The organism is Saccharothrix sabaoui (assembly GCF_051756985.1).
In the GTDB taxonomy this organism is placed as follows: Bacteria; Actinomycetota; Actinomycetes; order Mycobacteriales; family Pseudonocardiaceae; genus Actinosynnema.
In genome coordinates, this window is record NZ_JBPKJK010000103.1 from 1 (window position 1) to 20,942 (window position 20,942).

At 73.1% G+C, this 20,942-nt stretch carries 23 protein-coding genes; 8 read left to right on the forward strand and 15 right to left on the reverse strand.

Annotation, left to right across the window (positions count from 1 at the left end; all coding sequences use genetic code 11):
• From ACR807_RS27180 to ACR807_RS27195, 4 genes are all read right to left on the reverse strand, one after another.
• Positions 1-884 (reverse strand): ABC transporter substrate-binding protein (locus tag ACR807_RS27180; RefSeq protein ID WP_438924263.1); only part of this gene is annotated, 884 nt, incomplete at its 3' end.
• Positions 881-1,618, reverse strand: coding sequence for an ABC transporter permease (locus ACR807_RS27185; RefSeq protein WP_438924295.1), 738 nt, complete (start codon positions 1,616-1,618; stop codon positions 881-883). The genes ACR807_RS27180 and ACR807_RS27185, both read right to left, overlap by 4 nt.
• Complete coding sequence (locus tag ACR807_RS27190; RefSeq protein ID WP_438924264.1) at positions 1,618-2,274, reverse strand: ABC transporter permease; 657 nt, start codon at positions 2,272-2,274, stop codon at positions 1,618-1,620. Before ACR807_RS27190 ends, ACR807_RS27185 begins: the two co-directional genes overlap by 1 nt.
• Positions 2,267-3,316: an ABC transporter ATP-binding protein gene (locus tag ACR807_RS27195; RefSeq protein WP_438924265.1), complete on the reverse strand. Its 1,050-nt coding sequence runs from the start codon at positions 3,314-3,316 to the stop codon at positions 2,267-2,269. Before ACR807_RS27195 ends, ACR807_RS27190 begins: the two co-directional genes overlap by 8 nt.
• Before the next feature lie 103 nt (positions 3,317-3,419).
• Here ACR807_RS27195 and ACR807_RS27200 point away from each other — a divergent pair, with 103 nt between their 5' ends.
• Positions 3,420-4,979, forward strand: a complete 1,560-nt coding sequence (locus tag ACR807_RS27200; RefSeq protein WP_438924266.1) for a bis-aminopropyl spermidine synthase family protein — start codon at positions 3,420-3,422, stop codon at positions 4,977-4,979.
• Positions 4,980-5,016: 37 nt separating this feature from the next.
• On the opposite strand, the gene ACR807_RS27205 is transcribed toward ACR807_RS27200, so the two are convergent.
• From ACR807_RS27205 to ACR807_RS27220, 4 genes are all read right to left on the reverse strand, one after another.
• Entirely contained in the window at positions 5,017-5,886 is an 870-nt protein-coding gene (locus tag ACR807_RS27205) for a hypothetical protein (RefSeq protein WP_438924267.1), read from the reverse strand.
• The gene (locus tag ACR807_RS27210; RefSeq protein ID WP_438924268.1) at positions 5,883-6,389 is read right to left on the reverse strand and encodes a YbaB/EbfC family nucleoid-associated protein; all 507 of its coding nucleotides are present in this window, start codon (positions 6,387-6,389) and stop codon (positions 5,883-5,885) included. The genes ACR807_RS27205 and ACR807_RS27210 overlap by 4 nt, the downstream gene beginning before the upstream one ends.
• A 48-nt stretch (positions 6,390-6,437) precedes the next feature.
• Positions 6,438-9,647, reverse strand: a complete 3,210-nt coding sequence (locus tag ACR807_RS27215) for a sensor domain-containing protein (RefSeq protein ID WP_438924269.1) — start codon at positions 9,645-9,647, stop codon at positions 6,438-6,440.
• A 235-nt stretch (positions 9,648-9,882) separates the two neighbouring features.
• The gene (locus tag ACR807_RS27220) at positions 9,883-11,067 is read right to left on the reverse strand and encodes an NAD(P)-dependent malic enzyme (RefSeq protein WP_438924270.1); all 1,185 of its coding nucleotides are present in this window, start codon (positions 11,065-11,067) and stop codon (positions 9,883-9,885) included.
• Between the two features lie 286 nt (positions 11,068-11,353).
• Here ACR807_RS27220 and ACR807_RS27225 point away from each other — a divergent pair, with 286 nt between their 5' ends.
• Entirely contained in the window at positions 11,354-11,947 is a 594-nt protein-coding gene (locus ACR807_RS27225; RefSeq protein ID WP_438924271.1) for a dTDP-4-dehydrorhamnose 3,5-epimerase family protein, read from the forward strand.
• A gap of 38 nt (positions 11,948-11,985) precedes the next feature.
• Here the strand turns inward: ACR807_RS27225 and ACR807_RS27230 are convergent, their stop codons facing one another.
• Positions 11,986-12,300 carry a S24 family peptidase gene (locus tag ACR807_RS27230; protein ID WP_438924272.1) on the reverse strand — a complete coding sequence of 105 codons (315 nt, stop codon included), beginning with the start codon at positions 12,298-12,300 and terminating at the stop codon, positions 11,986-11,988.
• 78 nt (positions 12,301-12,378) lie between these two features.
• Here ACR807_RS27230 and sodN point away from each other — a divergent pair, with 78 nt between their 5' ends.
• The 3 genes from sodN (at position 12,379) to ACR807_RS27245 (ending at position 14,088) form a co-directional block, all read left to right on the forward strand.
• Positions 12,379-12,798 (forward strand): superoxide dismutase, Ni, encoded by a 420-nt coding sequence (gene sodN, locus ACR807_RS27235; protein WP_306748469.1) that lies wholly within the window; start codon positions 12,379-12,381, stop codon positions 12,796-12,798.
• 206 nt (positions 12,799-13,004) lie between these two features.
• Complete coding sequence (locus tag ACR807_RS27240) at positions 13,005-13,610, forward strand: histidine phosphatase family protein (RefSeq protein ID WP_438924273.1); 606 nt, start codon at positions 13,005-13,007, stop codon at positions 13,608-13,610.
• Entirely contained in the window at positions 13,603-14,088 is a 486-nt protein-coding gene (locus tag ACR807_RS27245; RefSeq protein WP_438924274.1) for a GNAT family N-acetyltransferase, read from the forward strand. Before ACR807_RS27240 ends, ACR807_RS27245 begins: the two co-directional genes overlap by 8 nt.
• On the opposite strand, the gene ACR807_RS27250 is transcribed toward ACR807_RS27245, so the two are convergent.
• Positions 14,063-14,566 (reverse strand): hypothetical protein, encoded by a 504-nt coding sequence (locus ACR807_RS27250; protein WP_438924275.1) that lies wholly within the window; start codon positions 14,564-14,566, stop codon positions 14,063-14,065. The genes ACR807_RS27245 and ACR807_RS27250 overlap by 26 nt on opposite strands.
• 70 nt (positions 14,567-14,636) lie before the next feature.
• Here ACR807_RS27250 and ACR807_RS27255 point away from each other — a divergent pair, with 70 nt between their 5' ends.
• Positions 14,637-15,068 (forward strand): MarR family winged helix-turn-helix transcriptional regulator, encoded by a 432-nt coding sequence (locus ACR807_RS27255; protein ID WP_438924276.1) that lies wholly within the window; start codon positions 14,637-14,639, stop codon positions 15,066-15,068.
• A gap of 22 nt (positions 15,069-15,090) precedes the next feature.
• Here ACR807_RS27255 and ACR807_RS27260 read toward each other — a convergent pair whose 3' ends face one another.
• The 3 genes from ACR807_RS27260 to ACR807_RS27270 form a co-directional block, all read right to left on the reverse strand.
• The gene (locus ACR807_RS27260; protein ID WP_438924277.1) at positions 15,091-15,897 is read right to left on the reverse strand and encodes an SAM-dependent methyltransferase; all 807 of its coding nucleotides are present in this window, start codon (positions 15,895-15,897) and stop codon (positions 15,091-15,093) included.
• A 204-nt stretch (positions 15,898-16,101) separates the two neighbouring features.
• On the reverse strand, positions 16,102-16,851 hold the full coding sequence (locus ACR807_RS27265; RefSeq protein WP_438924278.1) for a S1 family peptidase: 750 nt from the start codon (positions 16,849-16,851) through the stop codon (positions 16,102-16,104).
• A 126-nt stretch (positions 16,852-16,977) separates the two neighbouring features.
• Positions 16,978-17,376 carry a hypothetical protein gene (locus tag ACR807_RS27270; protein WP_438924279.1) on the reverse strand — a complete coding sequence of 133 codons (399 nt, stop codon included), beginning with the start codon at positions 17,374-17,376 and terminating at the stop codon, positions 16,978-16,980.
• Between the two features lie 254 nt (positions 17,377-17,630).
• On the opposite strand from ACR807_RS27270, the gene ACR807_RS27275 reads away from it, so the two are divergent.
• Together ACR807_RS27275 and ACR807_RS27280 are read left to right on the forward strand one after the other, a co-directional pair.
• Complete coding sequence (locus ACR807_RS27275; protein WP_438924280.1) at positions 17,631-18,590, forward strand: diacylglycerol/lipid kinase family protein; 960 nt, start codon at positions 17,631-17,633, stop codon at positions 18,588-18,590.
• Positions 18,591-18,837: 247 nt separating this feature from the next.
• Positions 18,838-19,092, forward strand: coding sequence for a WhiB family transcriptional regulator (locus ACR807_RS27280; protein WP_015104912.1), 255 nt, complete (start codon positions 18,838-18,840; stop codon positions 19,090-19,092).
• Between the two features lie 127 nt (positions 19,093-19,219).
• Here the strand turns inward: ACR807_RS27280 and ACR807_RS27285 are convergent, their stop codons facing one another.
• Positions 19,220-20,698 carry a histidine kinase N-terminal domain-containing protein gene (locus ACR807_RS27285; protein ID WP_438924296.1) on the reverse strand — a complete coding sequence of 493 codons (1,479 nt, stop codon included), beginning with the start codon at positions 20,696-20,698 and terminating at the stop codon, positions 19,220-19,222.
• Positions 20,699-20,914, reverse strand: coding sequence for a biotin/lipoyl-binding carrier protein (locus ACR807_RS27290; RefSeq protein ID WP_306748493.1), 216 nt, complete (start codon positions 20,912-20,914; stop codon positions 20,699-20,701).
• Positions 20,915-20,942: the final 28 nt, after the last annotated feature.

Consider the following 20,942-nt stretch of genomic DNA (forward strand, 5'->3'; position numbering starts at 1 on the left):
TAGAACGAGACGGTCTTGAGGAACTCGGCGGCCACGTTGGCCGCGGTCTTCTTGTCCACGTCCACCTGCTTCACGAGGTCGGCGAGGTTCTCGGTGGTGAGCGCCGCCGAGACCTTGTCCAGCGCCGCCTTGCCCTTGGCGTCGACCGCGTCGGACCGCAGCAGCGGCACGATGTTCTGCGCCGGGTACATGACCTTCGGGTCCTCCAGCTCGACGAAGTCGTTCGCCGCGATGTCGGCCGACGTCGTGTAGAGGTTGATCACCTGCACGGTGCCGTTCTTCAGCGCGTCCACGGTGATCGGGCCGCCCGCGTCGGTGGTCTTGATCTCGGTGAACGAGACCCCGTACAGCTCGTTGACCTTGCTCTCCCAGCGCTGGGCCCACTCGCCCGCCGCGCCGAGCACGTACTTGCCCGAGCCGAGGTCGGCGATGGACTTCACGCCGCTGTCCGCGGTGGCCTTGGTGACCACCAGGACGTCCTTGTCCTCCGCCTCGGACTTGGCCAGCACCTCCAGGCCGGACGGCGTCTTCGACTTCAGCGCCGCGTAGACCTCCTCCGCCTCGGTGGCGGTGTTGGCCTTGTCGAAGTAGTTGAGCAGGTTGCCCGTGTACTCCGGCACCACGCCGAGCGACTTGTCCTGCAACGCCTTGACGAGCAGTTCGCGGGCGCCGATGCCGGCCTTGACCGTCGCCTTCCCACCGGCGGCGTTCAGCGCCCCCGCGTAGATCTCGGCGAGGATCTTGTTCTCGGTGAAGTCGGCCGAGCCGACCACGACCTCACCCGACGCGGCCTGCTGGTCGCTCCCGCTCAGGTCCTCCGCGGACCCGCAGGCGGAGACCACCAGTGCGGCCGACGCGACGATGACGGCCAACGTGCGCTTCATGCCGTGCTTCCTCCTGAATCGACGAGCACCGGTTCCTCCCGGCGCCGACGCCTCGACGGTCCCCGCGCGGCACGCGCGGACACCCGCAAACCCGTCGGCACGACCAGCCGACCGACGAGCGCGAGCAGGACGTCGAGCGCGACCGCGAGCAGCGCGATGAGGACCGCGCCGCCCACGAACTGCCCGTAGTCCAGCACCCGCAGCCCGTCGAGCAGCGGACGCCCCAGCGTCTCGATGCCCACGTACGCCGCGACCGAGGCGGTCGCGACGACCTGGAGCGTGGCGTTGCGCAGACCGCCCACCAGCAGCGGCAGCGCGTTGGGCACCTCGACCCGCCACAGCCGCTGCGCGCCGGTCATGCCCATGCCGCGCGCCGCGTCCACGACCCCGCGGTCGACGTCCTGGATGCCCGCGTAGGTGCCCGCCAGGATCGGCGGGACGGCCAGCACGACCAACCCGATCAGCACGCCGGCCGTGCCGCCGCCCGCGACCAGGTACAGGAACGTGACCAGGCCGAGGGTGGGCAGGGCGCGCAGGGCGTTGCCCGTGCCGACGAGCACGACGCCGCCGCGGCCCGTGTGGCCGACGAACAGCCCGAGCGGCACGGCGACGGCCGCCGCGCCCAGGACCGCGCCGAGGCAGTACAGCAGGTGGGTGCCCACCCGCACCGGGATGGACTTGGTGCCGGTCCAGTTGGCCGGGTCCAGCAGCCACGCGAGCGCGTCCGCGAAGATCACCTGGTCACCCCCGCCCACGGGGTGAGCCGGTTGCGCAGCAGCACCAGCAGCAGGTCGACCACGAGGGCCAGCAGCAGGGTCAGCACGATGCCGATGACGATCGGCGCGAGGTAGCGCTGGCGGAACCCGTCGGTGAACAGCGTGCCGAGGCCGCCGGTGCCGATGAGCGCGCCGACGCTGACCAGGCTGATGTTGCTGACCGAACCGACCCGCACGCCGGCCGCGAGCACCGGCACGGACAGCGGCAGCTCCACGGTGAGGAAGCGGCGCACCGGCCGGAAGCCCATCGCGGTGGCGGCGGCCGTGACGTGCGCGGGCACCGCGTCGAGCGCCTCGGCGACGGGGCGCACGAGCAGCGCGGTCGTGTAGACGGTGAGCGCGATGACGACGTTGAGCGGGTCGAGCACCCGGGTGCCGAGGATCGCCGGGATGATCGCGAACAGGGCCAGCGACGGGATCGTGTAGACGATGTTCGACACGCCGATCAGCGCCGCGTTGAGCCGGCGGAACCGGTGGCACAGCAGGCCGAGGACGATCGCCAGCAGCACGGACACGACCAGCGGCACCAGCGACAGGTAGACGTGGTCGAGGAGCATGTCGAGCAGCGCCGCGCGGGTGCCGGCGTCGCTCAGGTAGGTCACGACGTCACCCACGGCGGCCCTCGATCACGTCGAGGACCTGCCGGGCGGTGACGACGCCGGCCAGCCTGCCGCCGGCGTCGACGGCCACGCCGAGCCGCGACGGCGAGGACAGCGCCGCGTCCAGGGCGCCGCGCACGGGCGCGCCCACCTCGTAGAGCGAGCCGCCGGGCACCGCGGCGCCGTCGGGCGCGACCCAGCCCTGCGGCCTCTTGTCGGCGTCCACGACGAGCCGCCACCCGTCGCCGGGCGCGGCGGGCGACCCCTCCGGCACGGTGGGCACGTCCGACACCACCACGCCGGAGGGGTCCACGAAGGACAGGCTGCGGTAGCCGCGGTCCTTGCCGACGAAGGACGCGACGAAGTCGTCCGCGGGACGGGTCAGCAGCTCGACGGGCGGCGCGTACTGGGCGAGCACGCCGCCGGTCCGGAACACCGCGACCTTCTCGCCGATGCGCACGGCCTCGTCGATGTCGTGCGTGACGAACACGATGGTCTTGTCCAGCTCGGCCTGGAGCCGCAGCAGCTCGTCCTGCAACCCCTCGCGCACCACCGGGTCGACGGCGCTGAACGGCTCGTCCATCAGCAGCACGGGCGGGTCCGCGGCGAGCGCGCGCGCCACGCCGACGCGCTGCTGCTGGCCGCCGGAGAGCTGCGCGGGGTAGCGGCGGCCCAGCTCGGCGGGCAGGCCCACCAGCTCCAGCAGCTCGGCGGCGCGCTCGCGGGCCCTGCGGCGCGTCCAGCCGGTGAGCAGCGGCACGGTGGCGACGTTGTCCAGCACCGTGCGGTGCGGGAACAGGCCGGCCTGCTGGATGACGTACCCGATGCCGCGGCGCAGGGTCGGCGGGTCCACGTCGGAGACGTCCTCGCCGTCCACCAGGATCGTGCCGGAGGTGGGGTCGATCATCCGGTTGACCATGCGCAGCGACGTGGTCTTGCCGCAGCCCGACGGTCCTACGAAGACCGTGATCGTGCCCGCCTCCACCACGAGGTCCAGCCCGTCCACCGCCGTGGTCCCGCCGTCGAACCGCTTGGTCACGTCGCGGAACTCGATCACCCGGGGTCCTCTCGCCGATGGTCGTCAAGCGTCGGTCGACCCTAGCCCGTTAGCCCGACCGTGGCACGGCGTTCCAGATTCCGGTCAGTAGGCTGCACCGGTTGTGGCAACCGAACTAGTCCGCGCGCTCCTGGCCGAGCGCGGCGCGCACGCCCGAGGGCTCCGCCGCGTCGTCGACCTGCTCGCCGGCGACTGGCACCCGTTGGCCGAGCTGGTGCGGCTCCCGGCGGTGCCCCGGCGCACCGTGCAGGAGCTGCTGACCGCGATCGGCGACGACCTGGACACCGACGGCGACCGGTACCGGCTCTCCCCCGCGCACGCCGCCGACTACGCCGGGTTCGGCGTGGGCGGCGACGACCTCGTGGACCCGTTCGGCGCGCTGCTGTCCCGGCACACCGCGCAGCTGCGCACGATCCTCGCCGACATCGCCGACGTGCCGCCGCCGCTGGCCGCGCTGGACCACGTGCAGGCGACGGCGGAGACCGCGCTGAAGCGCGCGCTGTGGCTGGACACCACCTACGACCTGGCCGGCCGCACGCTGCTGTGCCTGGGCGACCACGACCTCACCTCGCTCGCGGTGTGCTCGGTGAACCCCGACGTGCGGGTGGTCGTGGTCGACGTGGACGACCGGCTGCTGGAGTACGTGGACGCGCGGGCCGCCGAACGCGGCCTGTCGATCACCACCGTGCACGCGGACTTCCGGTTCGGCCTGCCGCCCGCCGTGCTGGAGTCGGCGGACCTGGTGTTCAGCGACCCGCCCTACACGCCGGAGGGCATGGCGCTGTTCGCCGGGCGGGCCGTCGAGTGCCTCGCCGACCCGGGCCGCGGGCGGGTGCTGCTGGCGCACGGGTTCAGCGACCGCACGCCCGCGCTGGGGCTGAAGGTGCAGCAGGAGCTGCAACGGCTCGGGCTCGTGTTCGAGGCGATCCTGCCCGCGTTCCACCGGTTCGACGGCGCGCAGGCCATCGGCAGCGCGGCCGACCTGTACGTGTGCCGGCCCACGTCGCGCCGACCGGTGGCGCCCGCGCGCACCTCCATCTACACGCACGGCCCGCAGTCGGTGGAGGCGTCCGGTCCCGGGTCGGAGGCGTTGGAGGCGCTGGTGGACCTCGCCCCGCGCCCGGAGTCCTCGCCGCCGCCGAAGCCGCGTCGGCCCGGCTGGGCGGAGCCGGTCGGCAAGGGCGCGGCGTCGCTCGCGGTGGACCTGTCCGGCGACCCCGGGCCGTGGCTGCTGCGCACCCTGCTCGCCTGCTCGCCGGGCCGGATGGCCGCGCTGGTGCCGAACAACCACCCCGACGTGGCGTCCGAGAAGGGGCAGAAGGGCCTGGCCTCGTTGGTGGGCACCAGGTTCGCGCTGCGGTACCTGCGGTCCACGCCGGACGGCAAGCACTGCGTCGTGGTGGCCGACCAGGTGCTCGCGGGGACCCTGGACACCGGTGGCCTGGCCGTGCGCGAGGTGCTGGTGCGGGCGCACGGCAAGCTCGGCAACGTGTGGCGCGAGGCGCTGGTCACGGCGTCGCGCGGCGCGCTGACCAAGCGCGAGGCGAGGCAGCGGATCGAGGAGGCGGTGGGCGAGTCGGACGACCTGGAGCTGCGGCTGATCGACCTGCCGCGCCACCGGATCGCCGCCCTGCTGCCGCTGGTCGCCGAGTCGGCGCGCTGACGGCCCCGGGCCTGCGGGGCTCAAGGGCTACTGCGGCTCAGGGGTTCGGTGACGGGGGCGCCCCGAGCGAGGCCGCCAGCTCCTCCAGCCTGCCCAGGATGCGGGCGACCGCGCGCAGCAGCTTCAGCACCTGCTCGGTGATCCGCTCCAGCACCGCCGCCGCCCGGCCGACCGCCCACGCCGCGAACGCCGCCACCGACGCCCCGGCGCTCGCCTCCGCCGCCGCCAGCGCCACCGCGGCGTTGCGGACCGCCTCGCGGGCGAACAGGACGACGAGGTCGCGCACCATGCCGCGCACGGCGGCGGTGACGGTGCCCGCCGTGGACACGTGGTCGGCGACCGCGGCGCAGGCGCGGGACGCCTCCTCGGCCTCGTCCGCCGACTCCAGCCGCGCCCGCCGGAACGCCTCGGCCGCGCGCGGCGCCCAGCCGGTCACCTCGACGCGCACCTCGTAGCGGCGGTCGCGGGCGAGGCGGTCCAGGTCGAGCGACGCCTGCCGCCAGCGCGCGACCGCCTCCTTGATCCGCGCGCCGTCGCCCTCCAGCCAGTCCAGCGGGGCGCGCAGGAAGCGCACGTGCTCGACCAGCCAGCCCACCCCGGCCGCGTCGAGCGCCTCGAACGGGTCCAGCGCGAGGCCCAGCGTGTCCAGCCAGGCGGCGGCCAGCCCGCGGCCCGGCGCGGCCGTACCCCCGCACCTCGGGGCGTCGACCCGGCTGTCGACCAGCGCGCGGCGGACGTCGTCGACGACGCGGGCGGCGTCCTCGGCGAAGGGGCGCAGCAGCAGGCCGAACGCGTCACCGCCCAGGTCGGCGCGGGCCAGGCCGGCGGCCACCCCGTCCGACCGGGAGCCGCCGGGGTCGCCGGAGCGGGAGCCGCCGGCGTGCGCGCGCAGGTCGAGGTCGCTCACCGCCGGGCCGTCCCCCCGCCCTCGTCCGGTTCGCGCCGGTCCGGTTCGCGCCGGTCCGGTTCGTCCCAGCCCCGCAGGCTGCGCGGCAGCGGCAGGTCGGGGGCGGCGTCCGGCACCTCCTCCGCGCGCACGGCGGGCGGCGGCAGCAGCGGCACGCGCGCCACCGGCTCGTCGGCCGGGAGGAAGCCGGTCAGGAAGTCCATCGCCTCGGTGCCGCCGAACTCGGGCTCGACGACCTCGGCCACCCGGCGCGCCACCTCGGCCTGCGCCCGGCGGACGGTCGCCAGCACCAGCTCGCCCAGCAGCTCGTCGGGCACCTCGCCGGACCGGGCGAACGCGATGTCGCGCAGCGCCCCGTTGGGGGCGACGGTCACGGTCACCGCGCCGTCCGGCGAGGAGGCGGTGGCCGACGCGGCGCGGATGCCCTCGCGCACCTCGCGCGAACGCCGGGCGAGGTCACGCGCCTTCGCCTCCAGGTCCGCGATCATCCGTTCCGGGTCCACGCACGTCCCCCCACTGCCGGCCGTCACCCGATCGTGGAGTATCGCGGATCAACCGGCGCGGGGTATGTGCAGGGGTCCGAGGGCGAGGATCGCGCGGAACTCCTTCGGCGGCACCGGTCGGGAGAACAGCCAGCCCTGGTAGGCGTCCACGCCGACGCCGCGCAGCACGTGGAACTGGGTCGCGGTCTCCACGCCCTCGGCCACGCACTTGCGGCCCATCGCCCGCGCCATGTCCACCACGGCCCGCGCCACCGCGAAGTCCGACGAGTCGTTGCCCACGCCGGACACGAACCGCCGGTCGACCTTGATGATCTGCGCCGGGAGGTCCTTGAGCCGCGCCAGCGACGAGTAGCCGGTGCCGAAGTCGTCGACGGCGAACCGGATGCCGCGCTCGACCAGCTCGTCCATCGACTGCCGCACCCGCGAGGGCAGGTCCACCAGGGCGGTCTCGACCAGCTCCAGCACCACCCGGTCCCACGCGATGCCGGTCTCGGCGATCGTGTCGGCGACGATGTCGACGAACTCCGGGTCGCCCGGCACCAGGCCGGCCAGGTTCACCGCCACCGACACCGGCTGGTCGCCCGGCGACGGCCACGTCGACGCCTCCTTCAGCGCCGTGCGCAGCACCCACCGGTCCAGCTCGCGCAGCAGGTCGCCCTGCTCGGCCACCGGCAGGAAGATGTCCGGCGGCAGCAGGCCGCGGTCCGGGTGCGGCCAGCGCACCAGCGCCTCCGCCGTCTGCACCGACCCGTCCACGCCGACCACCGGCTGGAAGTGCAGCGCCAACCCGTCGTGCTGGAGCGCTTCGCGCAGCTGCCCCTCCAGGTGCACCTGCCGGTCCGCCGACGCGATCAGCGCCGCCGACGCCAGCGACACCCGGCCCGCGCCGGACCGCTTCGCCTCGAACATCGCCGCGTCCGCGAACCGCAGCAGGTCGTTGCCGGTCGCCCGGGACCCGTTGGGCACCGCCGCGCCGATCGACGCCGACACCCGCACCAGCTGCCCGTGCACCGGCACCACCGTGCGCAGCAGGCTCGCCACCGTGGTCGCCAGCTTGTCCACGCCGCCGACGTGGTCGATGTTCTCGCAGATGATCACGTACTCGTCGCCGGACAGCCTGGCCGCCGTGCAGCCGTCCGGCAGGCCGCCCTCCAGCCGGCGGGCCAGCGCGACCAGCAGCTCGTCGCCCGCGTCGTGGCCCAGCGAGTCGTTGACCCGCTTGAAGTTGTCGATGTCGCAGAACAGCACGGCCACCTTCGACCGCTCCGGCGACTCCAGCAGCGTCCCGAGCATCTCCTTGACCAGCGCCCGGTTGGGCAGGCCGGTCAGCTCGTCGTGCGTGGCCTGGTGGCGCAGCGCCTCGGCGGTGCGGCGGCGCTCGGTGATGTCCTGGAAGACGATCAGCCAGAACCGGCGGCCGTCGTCCTGCACGGACAGCGCGACGTGCAGCTCGCAGTAGACCTGCACGCCGTCGCGGCGCACCAGGATGCGCTGCGGCACCTTGTGCGTGCGCTCGGCGCCCACCGCGGACATCTCGTCGATCGACGGCAGCGGGTTGCCGACGTCGTCGGGGTGCGTGAGGTCGCCCGCGGTCATCCCGCGCAGCTGCTCCAGGTCCATGCCGAGCAGGTCGCACAGGGCGTCGTTGGCGTCGACGAGCCGCTCGCCCTCGTCGAACAGGCCGATGCCGACGGGCGTGAGCGACACCAGGTCGGCGAACCGCTGGCTCGACCTCTTCATCCGGGTCTCGGTCGCGCGCTGCTCGGTGATGTCCTGGGCGGTGCCGACGGCCAGCGGGAGCCCGTCCGGGCCCTTGACCACCACGCCGTAGCAGCGGAACACGCGCACCGCGCCGTCCCGGCGCACGATGCGGTGCTCCAGCTGGATCGGCCGCTCCCCGGTCGCCAGCTGCTGCCACAGGTCGTCGACCCAGGCGCGGTCCTCGGGGTGCACCAGGTCCAGGTAGGTCTGGTAGCGGGTGTGCTCCTCGCGCGGCACGCCGAACAGCAGCGTCATCATGTCCGACCACAGCACGTCGCCGGTCTGGAGGTTCCACTCCCACACGCCGAGCTGCGCGGCCTTCTGCGCGTCGGCGAGCCGCCGCCGGTCCTCGCGCAGCTGGCGCTCCAGCGCGCGGGCGTCGGTCACGTCCTGGACGGTGCCGTGCAGCCGGCGGACCCGGCCGCCCTCGAACTCGGCGCGGGCGCGGCACACGTAGACGCGGTCGCCCAGCTCGCTGCGCACCTCCACCTCCAGCGTGCGGCCCGCGTCCGGGTCGCCGTCCCGGGGGCGCAGCAGCGCGCGGCGCAGGTCCTCCAGCCGGCCCCGGTCCTCCGGGTGCACGCCGCACAGCAGGTCGTCGTCGGGGAGGACGCCCAGCTCGGCGTACATCTCCAGCAGCACCTCGCTGCGGTGGACCCGGCCGGGCTGCGCCGCGACGGGCGACGCCTCGTAGCTCCAGCTGCCCATGCGCGCGATGCGCTGCGCCTCCAGCAGCCGGGCGCGCTCGGTCTCCAGGGCGCGGTCGGAGCGCCACTGGTCGGTGATGTCGCGGATGTAGCCGGTGATGAACTGGGTGCGCCCGTCCGAGCGCAGCTTCGCCTCGGCGACGCCCCTGATCCAGCGCAGGTCGCCGTCGGGCCGGTAGATGCGGTAGACGATGTCGATGGGGTTGCCGTCCAGCTCCCGGTTGGACCAGTAGCTGGCGACCATGTCGTAGTCGTCGGGGTGCACCACGTCCAGCACGGCCTGCGCGCCGGGCACGACCTCGTCGGGCTTGAGGCCCATCATCTCGTAGTGGGTCTCGGACCAGACCGTGACGCCGGTGTCCGGGTCGTACTCCCACGAGCCGATCTGCGCGACCCGCTGCACGGTGCGCAGCCTGCGCTGCTCGTCGCGCAGGTCCTCGGCGGCCCTGGCCAGGTCGGAGACGTCGACCAGGAGCACGGCGTGCAGGCCCGTGCCGGGCACGGGCATCCGGACCGCGCGGACCGGCAGGAGCGCGCCGTCGCCGCGGTGCAGGCGCAGGTCGTCGTGGTCGCCGAGCAGCAGCTCGCCGAGCGGGCGGCCGACCAGGTGGTCGGCGGAGGGGACGCGGGCCAGCTCGACCGCGGCGGGGTTGGCGCGCATGACGACGCCCTTGGGGTCGCACAGCAGCGTGGGTGCCTCGGGCATCGCCAGGCCGTCCAGCGCCACCCCGCCGTCCGGCGGGCGCGCAGGGTCGAGCACCACAGGAGCCCGTCCAACCCGCTTGGGCACGGTCCCACCTTCCCGTGTTCACGGCAGGGATGACCGGCCCGACCGCACCCGACCGCAGACCCCTGACGGGGTGCCCCTCTCCACGGGCAATATTCACCCGTGGGGAGGGACGGTAGCGCTTCGGAGCGTCATCGCCCACCCCCCAACGGGCTAACGAAACGTCACGTTAGTGAGTTCGTTGCCTTGTCGAGGGGTGTGGGCTCTGCGGCCGGAGCTCTCCCGACTCCGACACCGGTCAGGCTACTCCGTCCTGGCGGGCTGCCAAGGCCACGGCGGTGGCCACTTCAGGTCCGACGCGCGGGTCGAGGGCGCTCGGCACGATGCGGTCCGCGGCCAGGTCGTCCGAGGCCACGGCCGCGATGGCGTCCGCCGCGGCGAGCTTCATGTTCTCGGTGATCCGGGTGGCGCCCGCGTCCAGCGCGCCGCGGAAGATGCCGGGGAACGCGAGCACGTTGTTGATCTGGTTGGGGAAGTCGCTGCGCCCGGTGGCGACGATCGCGGCGTGCCGCGCGGCGACCTCCGGGTGGACCTCCGGGTCGGGGTTGGACAGCGCGAACACGACCGCGTCGTCGGCCATGCTCGCGATCAGGTCCTCGCCGACCCTGGACGAGGAGACGCCGACGAACACGTCCGCGCCGCGCAGCGCCTCGGCGATGCCGCCGCGCAGGCCGCTGCCGTTGGTGCGCGAGGCCAGCTCGGCCTTCACCGGGTTGAGCCCGTCGCGGCCCTCGTGCACGATGCCGCGCGAGTCGACCATCACGACCTCGCCGACACCGGCCGCGAGGAGGATGTTCGCGCAGGCCACGCCCGCCGCGCCCGCGCCGGAGATGACGACCCGCTGGTTCGCGGCGTCCTTGCCCAGCACGGTGTTGGCGCCGCGCAGCGCGGCCAGCGTGACGACCGCGGTGCCGTGCTGGTCGTCGTGCATGACCGGCACGTCCAGGGCCTCGATCAGCCGCTTCTCCAGCTCGAAGCAGCGCGGCGCGGCGACGTCCTCCAGGTTGACCGCGCCGAACGACGGGCGCAGCCGGACCAGGGTCTCCACGATCTCGTCGACGTCCGTGGTGTCGAGCACCAGCGGGATCGAGTCGAGGCCGCCGAAGGTCTTGAACAGGGCCGCCTTGCCCTCCATGACGGGCAGCGACGCGCTCGCGCCGATGTCGCCCAGGCCCAGCACGGCGGTGCCGTCGCTGACCACGACGACCAGCCGGTGCGCCCACGTGTAGCGGGCGGCCAGGGCCGGCTCCTCGGCGATGGCCTGGCTGACCCGGGCCACGCCGGGCGAGTAGGCGATGGACAGCGCGCGCGAGTCGGCCAGCGAGGCGGTGACGCTCACGCCCAGCTTGCCGCCCTCGTGGGCGCTGAAGATCTCGTCGTCGGTGAGTTCGGCGGTGGTCGGTTTCTCGTTCACTGCGGTCACGGGAGTCCCTCCTGCGGTGCGCGATTCCTGCGGCGCACCGGGACCGGCGTTGTCACGCGGGTCGACGGGGCCTGGCTGCGGGCTCCGGCACGCGGTGGCGCGCCGTCCCTGGGGGTGGTGTCGGGCAAGCATGGCAGCGACAAGGGGTGCTGTCTGCGACGGGGGTCACAGTCTTTCCGCAGGTCAGAGCGGGTTTTCGCAGAACGTACGTCCGGTTTTCTGCACCGACCGGTCAGTTTCCGCAGGCAGGATCGGTCAAGAGCCGGCAGGTCCTAGGGTGTTCGCCATGCAGGCACGTGAGTTGAAAATCCCCGGCGCTTTCGAGTTCACACCTTCGGTGTTCCCCGACGAACGGGGCCTCTTCGTCGCACCGTTCCAGGAGGCGGCGTTCGTCGAGGCCGTGGGCCACCCGCTGCGGGTCGCGCAGACCAACCACAGCGAGTCGCGGCGCGGGGTCGTCCGGGGGCTGCACTACGCCGACGTGCCGCCCGGCCAGTCGAAGTACGTGCACTGCCCGCGCGGCCGGCTGCTCGACGTCGTGGTGGACCTGCGGGTGGGGTCGCCGACGTTCGGCGAGTGGGACGCCGTGGAGCTGTCGCCCGACCGGTTCAACTCGGTCTACGTCCCCGAGGGCCTCGGCCACGCGCTGATGGCGCTGGAGGACGGCACGGTCACGTCGTACCTGTGCTCGGAGGGCTTCAACCCGAAGGCCGAGCGCGCCGTCAACCCGCTGTCGCTCCCCCTGCCGTGGCCGGCCGACGTGGAGCCCCTGCTCTCGCCCAAGGACGCCGCCGCGCCGACGGTGGACGAGGCCCGCGAGGCCGGCCTGCTGCCGTCCTACGACGAGTGCACGGCCTGGTACGCGAAGCTGCGCGGCTGAGTCGCCGTCCCGGCCGCGCGGCCGGGACGGCGGCCCGGTCAGCGCAGCCGGCGGGGGCGCGGCCACAGGCGGTACCGGACCACCCCGACCACCTCGGCCGCGCCCAGCGTCCGCGAGTCCGTCGTCCCGAAGGGGTTGTCGCTCTCGACGTACCACCCCCCGCCGACCTCGCGCACGGCCCGCTTGACCGACAGCTGCGCGGGCCGGGCGCGCCACCTGACCAGCACGAGATCACCCGGTCTCGGCGGTCTCCGGTAGGCGACGACCACGACGTCACCGTTCCGCAGGGTGGGCGACATGGACGGCCCGACCACCCGAACCAGCGGCAACGGGTTGGCCTCCGACGGTGCCAACGATCACCTCCACCTGCTCGCGCCCCGGCCCCGGAGTAGGGTTCCGCACGTCGGAGCATCCACTGTCAGGGAGGAAAGATGCGACTTCTGTCGCGCATCCGTTCACTCCGCCGCCCGCTCCTGGAGGCCACCGCGCACTGCGACCTCCCGTGCGGTGTTTACGACCCGGCCCAGGCCCGGATCGAGGCCGAGTCGGTCAAGGCGATTCAGGAGAAGTACCAGGCGAACGAGGACCCCGAGTTCCGCGCCCGTGCCATCCTGATCAAGGAGCAGCGGTCGGATCTCGTGAAGCACCACCTGTGGGTGCTGTGGACCGACTACTTCAAGCCGCCGCACTTCGAGAAGTACCCGGAGCTGCACGACCTGTTCAACCGGGCCACCAAGGCCGCCGGCGCGTCCGGCGCCAAGGGCTCCATGGACCCCGCCAAGGGCCAGGAGCTGCTCGACCTGATCGCCCAGATCGACAAGATCTTCTGGGAGACGAAGGCCGCAGCCTGAGCACGATCGCGGAGCGCTGACCAGCGGGGACCTTCCCGGTGGTCAGCGCTCTTCCTTGTCCGCGGCCTGTCCCGCCCCGCCGCGCCCGGCCTTCGTGAGCCCGCCTCACCACCGGCGGCGACTTCGGACAACCGGAGCCGCGAACGTGGCGCGGAGCACGTGTCGCACCGAGGCGGGTCGGGGGTGGCGTCCGTAAGATCGGCCCCGTGACCTCACACGTGTACCTCCTGCGGCACGGGCAGACGGAGTGGTCCGAGAGCGGGCGGCACACGGGGAGCACCGACATCCCGCTCACCGAGACCGGCGTGCAGCAGGCGCGGCGGGCCGGGGCGGTGCTCGCGCGGTTGCGCGGGACGGACCGGCCGCCGGCCCTCGCGCTGGCCAGCCCCCGGCAGCGGGCCTGGCGGACCGCCGAGCTGGCCGGGCTGCACGACGTCGAGCGCACCGAGGACCTCGCCGAGTGGGACTACGGCGACTACGAGGGCCTGACCACGCCGCAGATCCGGGAGACCGTGCCCGGCTGGACCGTGTGGTCGCACCCCACCCCCGGCGGCGAGACGGCCGAGCTGGTGCACGAGCGGGCCGTTCGGGTGCTGGAGGCGGCGCGCAAGGCGCTGGTGAGCGGTGACGTGGTGCTGGTCGGGCACGGCCACTTCAGCCGCGTCCTCATCGCCACCTGGCTCAACCTGCCGCCCAGCGAGGGTGTCCACTTCGGACTCGACCCGGCGGGCACGACGGTGCTCGGCGACGAGCGCGGCGACCCCCAGGTGCGCCGGCTGAACGTGCCGGCCTGGGAGTTCGACGTTGACTGACCCCCGGGTCCGCCGCATCCGGCCGGAGGACGTGCCCGCCGCCGTGCGCCTCGCCGAGGAGCTGGCCGAGTACGAGCGCGCCCGCGACGAGTGCCGGTTGACCGAGGCGCAGCTGCACGACGCCCTCTTCCGCGACGCACCCGCGCTGTTCGGCCACGTGGCCGAAGTGGACGGTCGCGTCGTCGGCACCGCCCTGTGGTTCCTCAACTTCTCCACGTGGCGCGGCACGCACGGCATCTACCTCGAAGACCTCTACGTCCAGCCGGCGCACCGCGGCAGCGGCCTCGGCAAGGCGCTGCTGACGGCCCTGGCCGAGGAGTGCGTCGCCCGCGGCTACGCGCGGCTGGAGTGGTCGGTGCTCGACTGGAACGCGCCCGCGATCGGCTTCTACAAGTCGCTCGGCGCGGTCCCGCAGGACGAGTGGACCGTCTTCCGCCTCACCGACGACGCCCTCACCCGACTGGGGCGGGACGGCTGACGGCCGCACCGCCGAGCGCGGCCTGCCGCACCACCCCGACCCACCACAGCACGGTGAACGCGATGACCGTCGGGTTCTTCAGGAACAGCAGCACGGCCAGGTAGGTCCGCCGCCACGCCTCGGGCAGCAGCGCGCCCGCGCCCTCCAGGCCGACGTCGAACACCAGGGCCGCCGCCGCCATCAGCACGACGTGCCACCCCAGCGACGGCCAGTGCCGCCGGGCGAACGCCCGTGCGCCGGCCCAGTCCGGCCGCTCACCGCGCACGGCCACCCGCCAGACCAGCACGACGAGCGCGACCCGCACCCCCGCCACCAGCACCTCGGACGCCAGGGCGAGGCCCGGCGGCAGGTCCCGGGTGACGACCACCAACCGCTGCGCGGACGCGACCAGCGACAGCCCCACGACCCAGCGCCAGTGCCGCAGGTAGAACCCGGCCGCCCAGCGCAGCACGTCGAGCGCCAACGACAGCTCCCGCACCCCAACCCCCTCAGTCAGTAAAGATTTTAGTTCAGTGTACTGAAATATCTGCCGAGGTAAAGTGACCGCCATGGACCACGGGCGCGAGCTGAGCACGGCGGTGGTCGCGTTCCACGAGGCGGTGGGCGCGCGCCTCGGCGTGACCGCGGTGGACCAGCGCGCGCTCGCGCTCATCGGCAGCAAGGGCCCCCTGAGCGCCGGCGAGCTGGCGAAGGAGATCAACCTGACGCCCGGCGCGGTCACCGGCGTGGCCGACCGGCTGGAGCGCGCGGGCCTGGTGCGCCGCGAACCCGACCCCGACGACCGGCGGCGGGTGGTGATCAGCGCGGTGCCCGGCGCGTTCGGCCGGGTGTTCGCGGGCCTGGCCGCGGCGATGGCCGAGCTGGGCGACCGCTACACGCCCGAGCAGCAGCGGGTGATCGCGGACTGGGTCGAGCGCGCGGTCGAGGTGCTCAAGGAGCAGACCCGGCTGCTCGGCGAGGGCGACGAGCCCAGGCCGTAGACCGCCTCACGCGGCAGACCGTTCACGGGGCAGGCCGCTTCACGCCCACCGCGCCGTAGGAGACGGCCTCGGCACCGGTCTCCGGCTCGTCCTCGCCGCGCCACCGGGTCGCCAGCACCAGACCGGGTTCCAGCAGCTCCCAGCCCTCCAGCATGACCTCCAGCTCGGCCTTGGAGCGGGCCACCATCGGCATCAGCGTCCCCTCGGCCACGCCGATCAGCTCCTCCACCACCGAGGGCTGCACGTCGCCGGTCAGGTGGCTCACCACCAGCACGCTGCCGGCGGCCAGCGCGTCGCGGTAGCCGGCGATCATCCCGGCGGGGCCGTCCTCGTCCCGCACGAACGGCAGGACCGCGACCATGAGCACGGCGACCGGCTCGGTCAGGTCGAGCATCCCGCGCACCTCGGTCGTGCCGAGCACGGCGGCCACGTCGCGGATGTCGGCCTCGGCGATGGCGGCGCCGGAGTTGTCCCGCAGCATCGCGCGGCTGTGCGCCACGGCGGTCGGGTCGTGGTCCACGTACACCACGCGGCACGTCGGGTCGACCTGCTGGGCGACCTCGTGGACGTTGCCCGCGGTCGGGATGCCGGAGCCGAGGTCGAGGAACTGGCGGATGCCCCGCGAGACGCACTCGCGCACCGCCCGGCGCAGGAACGCGCGGCTGTGCTGGACCATCGCGGCGGCGGGGACGTGCCGCATCGACCGCTCGGCGTACTCGCGGTCGACCGCGAAGTTGTGCGCGCCGCCGAGGTAGTAGTCGTAGAGCCTGGCCGCGTTGGGCCGGTCGACGTCACCCGACGCCGACACCCACCTCGGGGGGTTCTGCACTGCGCACCTCACCCTGCACGGCACCCGGAGCGGCGTGAACGCCTGCCAGACCGTATCTGGCTACTCCGTTCGTGTCCATCCGCCAAACGTGAACACGCAGTGTGATTGTGACTGGTGGGTGGGCTCGCGACCAAACCCGCAGGGTGGCTCCCGGCCGAGGGGGCGGCGCAGGGGTCCTGCCCCCTCGGCCGGGCGGTTCGGGCGTCAGACGCCCGCGTAGGAGCGGATCCAGTCGCGGTAGCGGGTGACGGCGGTGTAGTTCGAGCGCGTGGAGCGGTCGGAGGTGGACGCGACGCCGACCTGGTAGCGGCGGCCGTCGACCGGGCTGGTGGCGAACATCGGGCCGCCCGAGTCACCGCCGGCGGCGATGCCGTTCACGCGGGTCACCGAGATGGCGGTGCCGCCGCGGTAGTCGCGCCCGTTGACCGAGGTCACGCGGGTGTCGGCGTACTTGAGGTAGCGCGACTGGCAGTTGATCTCCGGCTGGTCGGTGCAGGTGGCGCCCCAGCCGTAGAGCTGCACGATCTGGTTGACGGCCACCGCGGTGGTGGTGCCCAGCGGCGCGTAGGTGCCGGAGACCGAGCGGTCGATCTGGGCCAGGGCCAGGTCGGCGGACGAGTGCTGGATGATCCGGGTCGCGGTGACCAGGGTGCCGCCGGTGGTCTGGTCGAGGCTGCCGACCCGGAAGGTGTAGGTACCGGCGGACGCCACGCAGTGCTGCGCGGTCAGGATCCACGTGGGCGCGATGATGGTGGCCGAGCAGTTCTGCTGGCCGTTGCGGAACAGGCGGGCCGCCCACGGCGCGTTGGACGCCGTGCCGCCGCCGATGATGTACGGCGTGACGTCGTCGGCCGGGGCGGCGGAGGCCGTCGGGGCGAGCGTCGTCAGCGCGAACGCGGACAGCAGGGCGGTAGTGGCTCCGACCACCGCGGACAGGGCGCGATTGAGTCGCATGGATTCGTCACCTCAGCGAACGCAGGGAGTGGTGAATTCACCACCCACAGCGTCACTCTTACCGGTGACGGTGGCCACCCGCCGTTAGTCGGCGATCAGCCAGACCAACGGCGGGGACCGAATGCCCTATTCGTCTTCTTCGTCCACCCCGAGGGCCCACCGGCGCACGGGGTTGGAGAACAGCAGCACCAGCACGACGACCACGTAGGCGCCGAGCAGCGCGCCCCACAGCTGCCTGCCGGACGGCCCGTACACGTACCAGGCGATCCCCAGCAGGAGCAGCTGCACGACCACCGCGGGCGTGCGGCCCCAGTGCCGGCCGAGCACCAGCCCCACCCCGGCGGCGAGGACGCCGCCCGACAGGACCGCGAAGTAGGCGGCCTCCCCGAGCACCCCGCCGGGCTCGTCCGCCTCGAAGGAGCGCAGGACCAGCGCGACCGCGAACGCCAGGCCGGTCAACCCCTGCACCGCGGTCAGCGCGCCGGCGGCGCGGACGGCCGGTGGGACCTGCTGCTGGGGCGTCACGCTGGACCTTTCCTCACGGTGCGTACTCGTCACGCATCGTAGGCCACCCGGTTGGCGAGTCCCCTTCGGCCGCCGCAGGGGCGAAGATCATGGGAAGTCTTCGGCGAGCCGGCGGTCGGGCCGGGGTGCACTTGTCGCTGACGTGCAGCAGGGCGACGTGGAAAGGAGATTTGGACCACTTTCGTGCGCTCTGAACCCTCCTACCGGGTGACACGTGATCTGTCACAGGTCACGCACTGTCCTACTCTGCTGGAGTGCGCGCACTTCTGGTGGTCAACCCGCAGGCGACGGCCACGACGCCTGCCGGCCGGGACGTGCTCGCGCACGCGCTGGCCAGCGAGGTGAAGCTCGACGTCGTCGAGACGGACTACCGCGGGCACGCGGCCGACGCCGCGGCGCGCGCCGTCGTCGAGGGGTACGACCTGGTCGTGGCCCACGGCGGCGACGGCACGGTCAACGAGGTGGTCAACGGCCTGGTGCGCGACAGCGCCCGCGCCGGCGGCCCCCTGGCGGACCTGCCGATGCTCGGCGTGGTCCCGGGCGGCTCGGCGAACGTGTTCGCGGGCGCCCTCGGCCTGCCGCGCGACCCGGTGGAGGCGACCTACCGCCTGCTCCAGGCGATCGAGCACGGCACCAGCCGCCGGGTCAGCCTCGGCAAGGTCGCCTCGGCGGGCGGCGACGAGGACCACGACCGCTGGTTCACCTTCAACGCGGGCGTGGGCTGGGACGCCGACGTCGTCGCGGGCGTCGAGGCGCAGCGCGCCAAGGGCCGCCAGGCGTCACCCGGCCTGTACGTGCGGACCGCCCTGACCACGTACTTCACCGAGCGCAGGCAGCCGTCCTCGCTCACCGTGCGGGTCCCGGACGAGCCCCCCTTCGAGGACGTGCGGCTGGCCTTCGTGTCCAACACCGACCCGTGGACCTACCTCGGCGACAAGGCGATCCGCCTCAACCCGAGCACCTCGTTCGACGGCGGCCTGGGGCTGTTCGCGCTGCACGGGATGGGATTCCCCACGATTGCCCGCTACGTCGCGCATCTTTTGGCGACGGACGGGAACCCCAAGGGCGCGAACCTGCTCCGGCGCGACGACGTCGAGTTCGTCCGGGTGACGAGTACCGAACCCGTCAACCTCCAGGTCGACGGCGACCTGCTCGGCTCGTGCACCGAAGTGGAGTTCACGGGCGTCCGCGAGGCGCTCACGGTGGCCGTGTGACGGCTGTGCGGCGTTGTGTGACCGTCGCGTGACCGGCTCGCTACCCATCCGCGACGTTCCGACCTGCTGTGACGTCGTTGCGTGAACCCGCAGGTGAACTCTGTCGATCTTTCGGGTGAGTTCACTCACCGGGTTAGTGCTAAACCCTTGACATCCCCGCCGTTCGTGAAAGCATTCACAAGCACCCCAAAACCGACCGCTGACGACTGGCGCGCCCTTGCGCGCGCCTAGCTGAGGAGTAGTTCCAATGGACTGGCGCCACCGCGCGATCTGCCGCGACGAGGACCCCGAGCTGTTCTTCCCCGTGGGGAACAGCGGGCCTGCGTTGCTCCAGATCGCCGAGGCGAAGACCGTCTGCCGCCGTTGCCCCGTCGTCTCCGACTGCCTCGCGTGGGCTCTGGAGAGCGGCCAGGACGCCGGCGTGTGGGGCGGGATGAGCGAAGACGAGCGTCGCGCCCTCAAGCGCCGCAACGCCCGCACCCGGGCTCGCAGCAACGCCTGAGCCGATAGGCAATCACGAAGGGCCCGACACCGTGCCAGGTGTCGGGCCCTTCGTCTTGTTGCACACCCTCCCGCATGACCACGTGACACCGCTGAGGCGGGTTCGTCACGTGTGCACGGGGAGCAGTCTAACGCCGCGCCCTGAGGGGCACGCGCAGGACCGCCTCTGTACCGCCCTTGGGCCGCCTCCGCAAGCTCAACGAGCCCCTGAGTTCGGATTCCACCAGCGTCCGGACGATCTGGAGGCCGAGCCGGTCGGTGCGCTCCAGCGAGAACCCCTGGGGCAGGCCGCGGCCGTCGTCGGAGATCACCACGTCGAGCCACTTCGCCGAGCGCTCGGCGTGCACGACCACCTCGCCGCGCTGACCCGGGTGGTAGGCGTGCTCGAACGCGTTCTGCACGAGTTCGGTCAGCACCATCACCAGCGGCGTGGCCAGCTCGGCCTGCACGATGCCGAACGGCCCCTCGCGGCGCACCACCACCTGCGACTCGGTGGCGGCCACGTCCGACATCATCGGGATGACCTTGTCCACCACGTCGTCCAGGTCCACCCGCTCGTCCACCGACATGGACAGCGTCTCGTGCACCAGGGCGATCGACGTGACGCGGCGCACCGACTCGGCGAGCGCCTCGCGGGCCTCCTCGCTGCTGGTGCGGCGGCTCTGCAACCGCAGCAGCGCGGCCACGGTCTGGAGGTTGTTCTTCACCCGGTGGTGGATCTCGCGGATCGTCGCGTCCTTCGACATCAGGGCGCGGTCGCGGCGGCGGACCTCGGTCACGTCGCGGCACAGCACGAGCGCGCCCGCCGCGCTGCCCCTCGGCCGCAGCGGCAGCGCCCGGAACAGCACCGCGGCGCCCCGGCGCGACTCGGCCTCGATGCGCATCGACGGCTGCCCGTCGAGCGCGGCCCGGATGCGCTGGGCGACCTCGGTCGCGTCGAACGGGTCGCCGATCAGCGACCGCGTCAGCGGCGCCAGGTGCACCCCCACCAGGTCGGACGCGTGCCCCATCCGGTGGTAGGCGCTCAGCGCGTTCGGCGAGGCGAACACCACCGCGCCCGACGCGTCCAGCCGGATCAGGCCGTCACCGACGCGCGGGCTCGTGTGCACGTCCGGGGACGGCTCGGTGGTGGGGAACGTGCCGTCGGAGATCATCTGGCACAGGTCGGCGGCACTGCCCAGGTAGGAGATCTCCAGCGGGCTCGGCACGCGCGGCACGGCCAGGTTGGTGTTGCGGCTGAGGACGGCGATGACCTCGTCGTGCCGCTTCACCGGGATGGCCTCGCGACGCACCGGCACGCCCAGGTGCCAGCGCGGGTCCTCCTCGCGGCAGATCCGCGCCTCGGCCATGGCGCGCCGCAGCTGCGGGTGCTCCTCGACGTCGACCATGCTGCCGACGACGTCCTCGGGGTGCGCGGTCGGCGCCGTCGTGGGCCGGGCCTGGGCGACGCACAGGAACGTGTCGTCGTCCAGCGGCGCCCACAGCAGGAAGTCGGCGAAGCTGAGGTCCGAGAGCAGTTGCCACTCGGCCACCACCAGCTGGAGGTGGTCGACGGCGGCGCCGGAGAGCTTGGTGTGCTCGGCCAGCAGGTCGGTGAGCGTGGACAGCTACTCCACCACCGCGATCAGGTCGCCCTCCTGCACCACGTCGCCCGTGGCGACCGCGATGCGGGTGATCCTGCCCGAACCCTCGGGGAGGACCGGGATCTCCATCTTCATGCTCTCCAGCACGACGACGGTCGTCTCGTGCGTGACCTCGTCACCCTCGCGCACGGCGATCTGCGCCACGTTGGCGACGATCTCGGCCCTGATCTCCTCGGCCATGGCCCTCCTTCGCTCCAGGACCATCCAA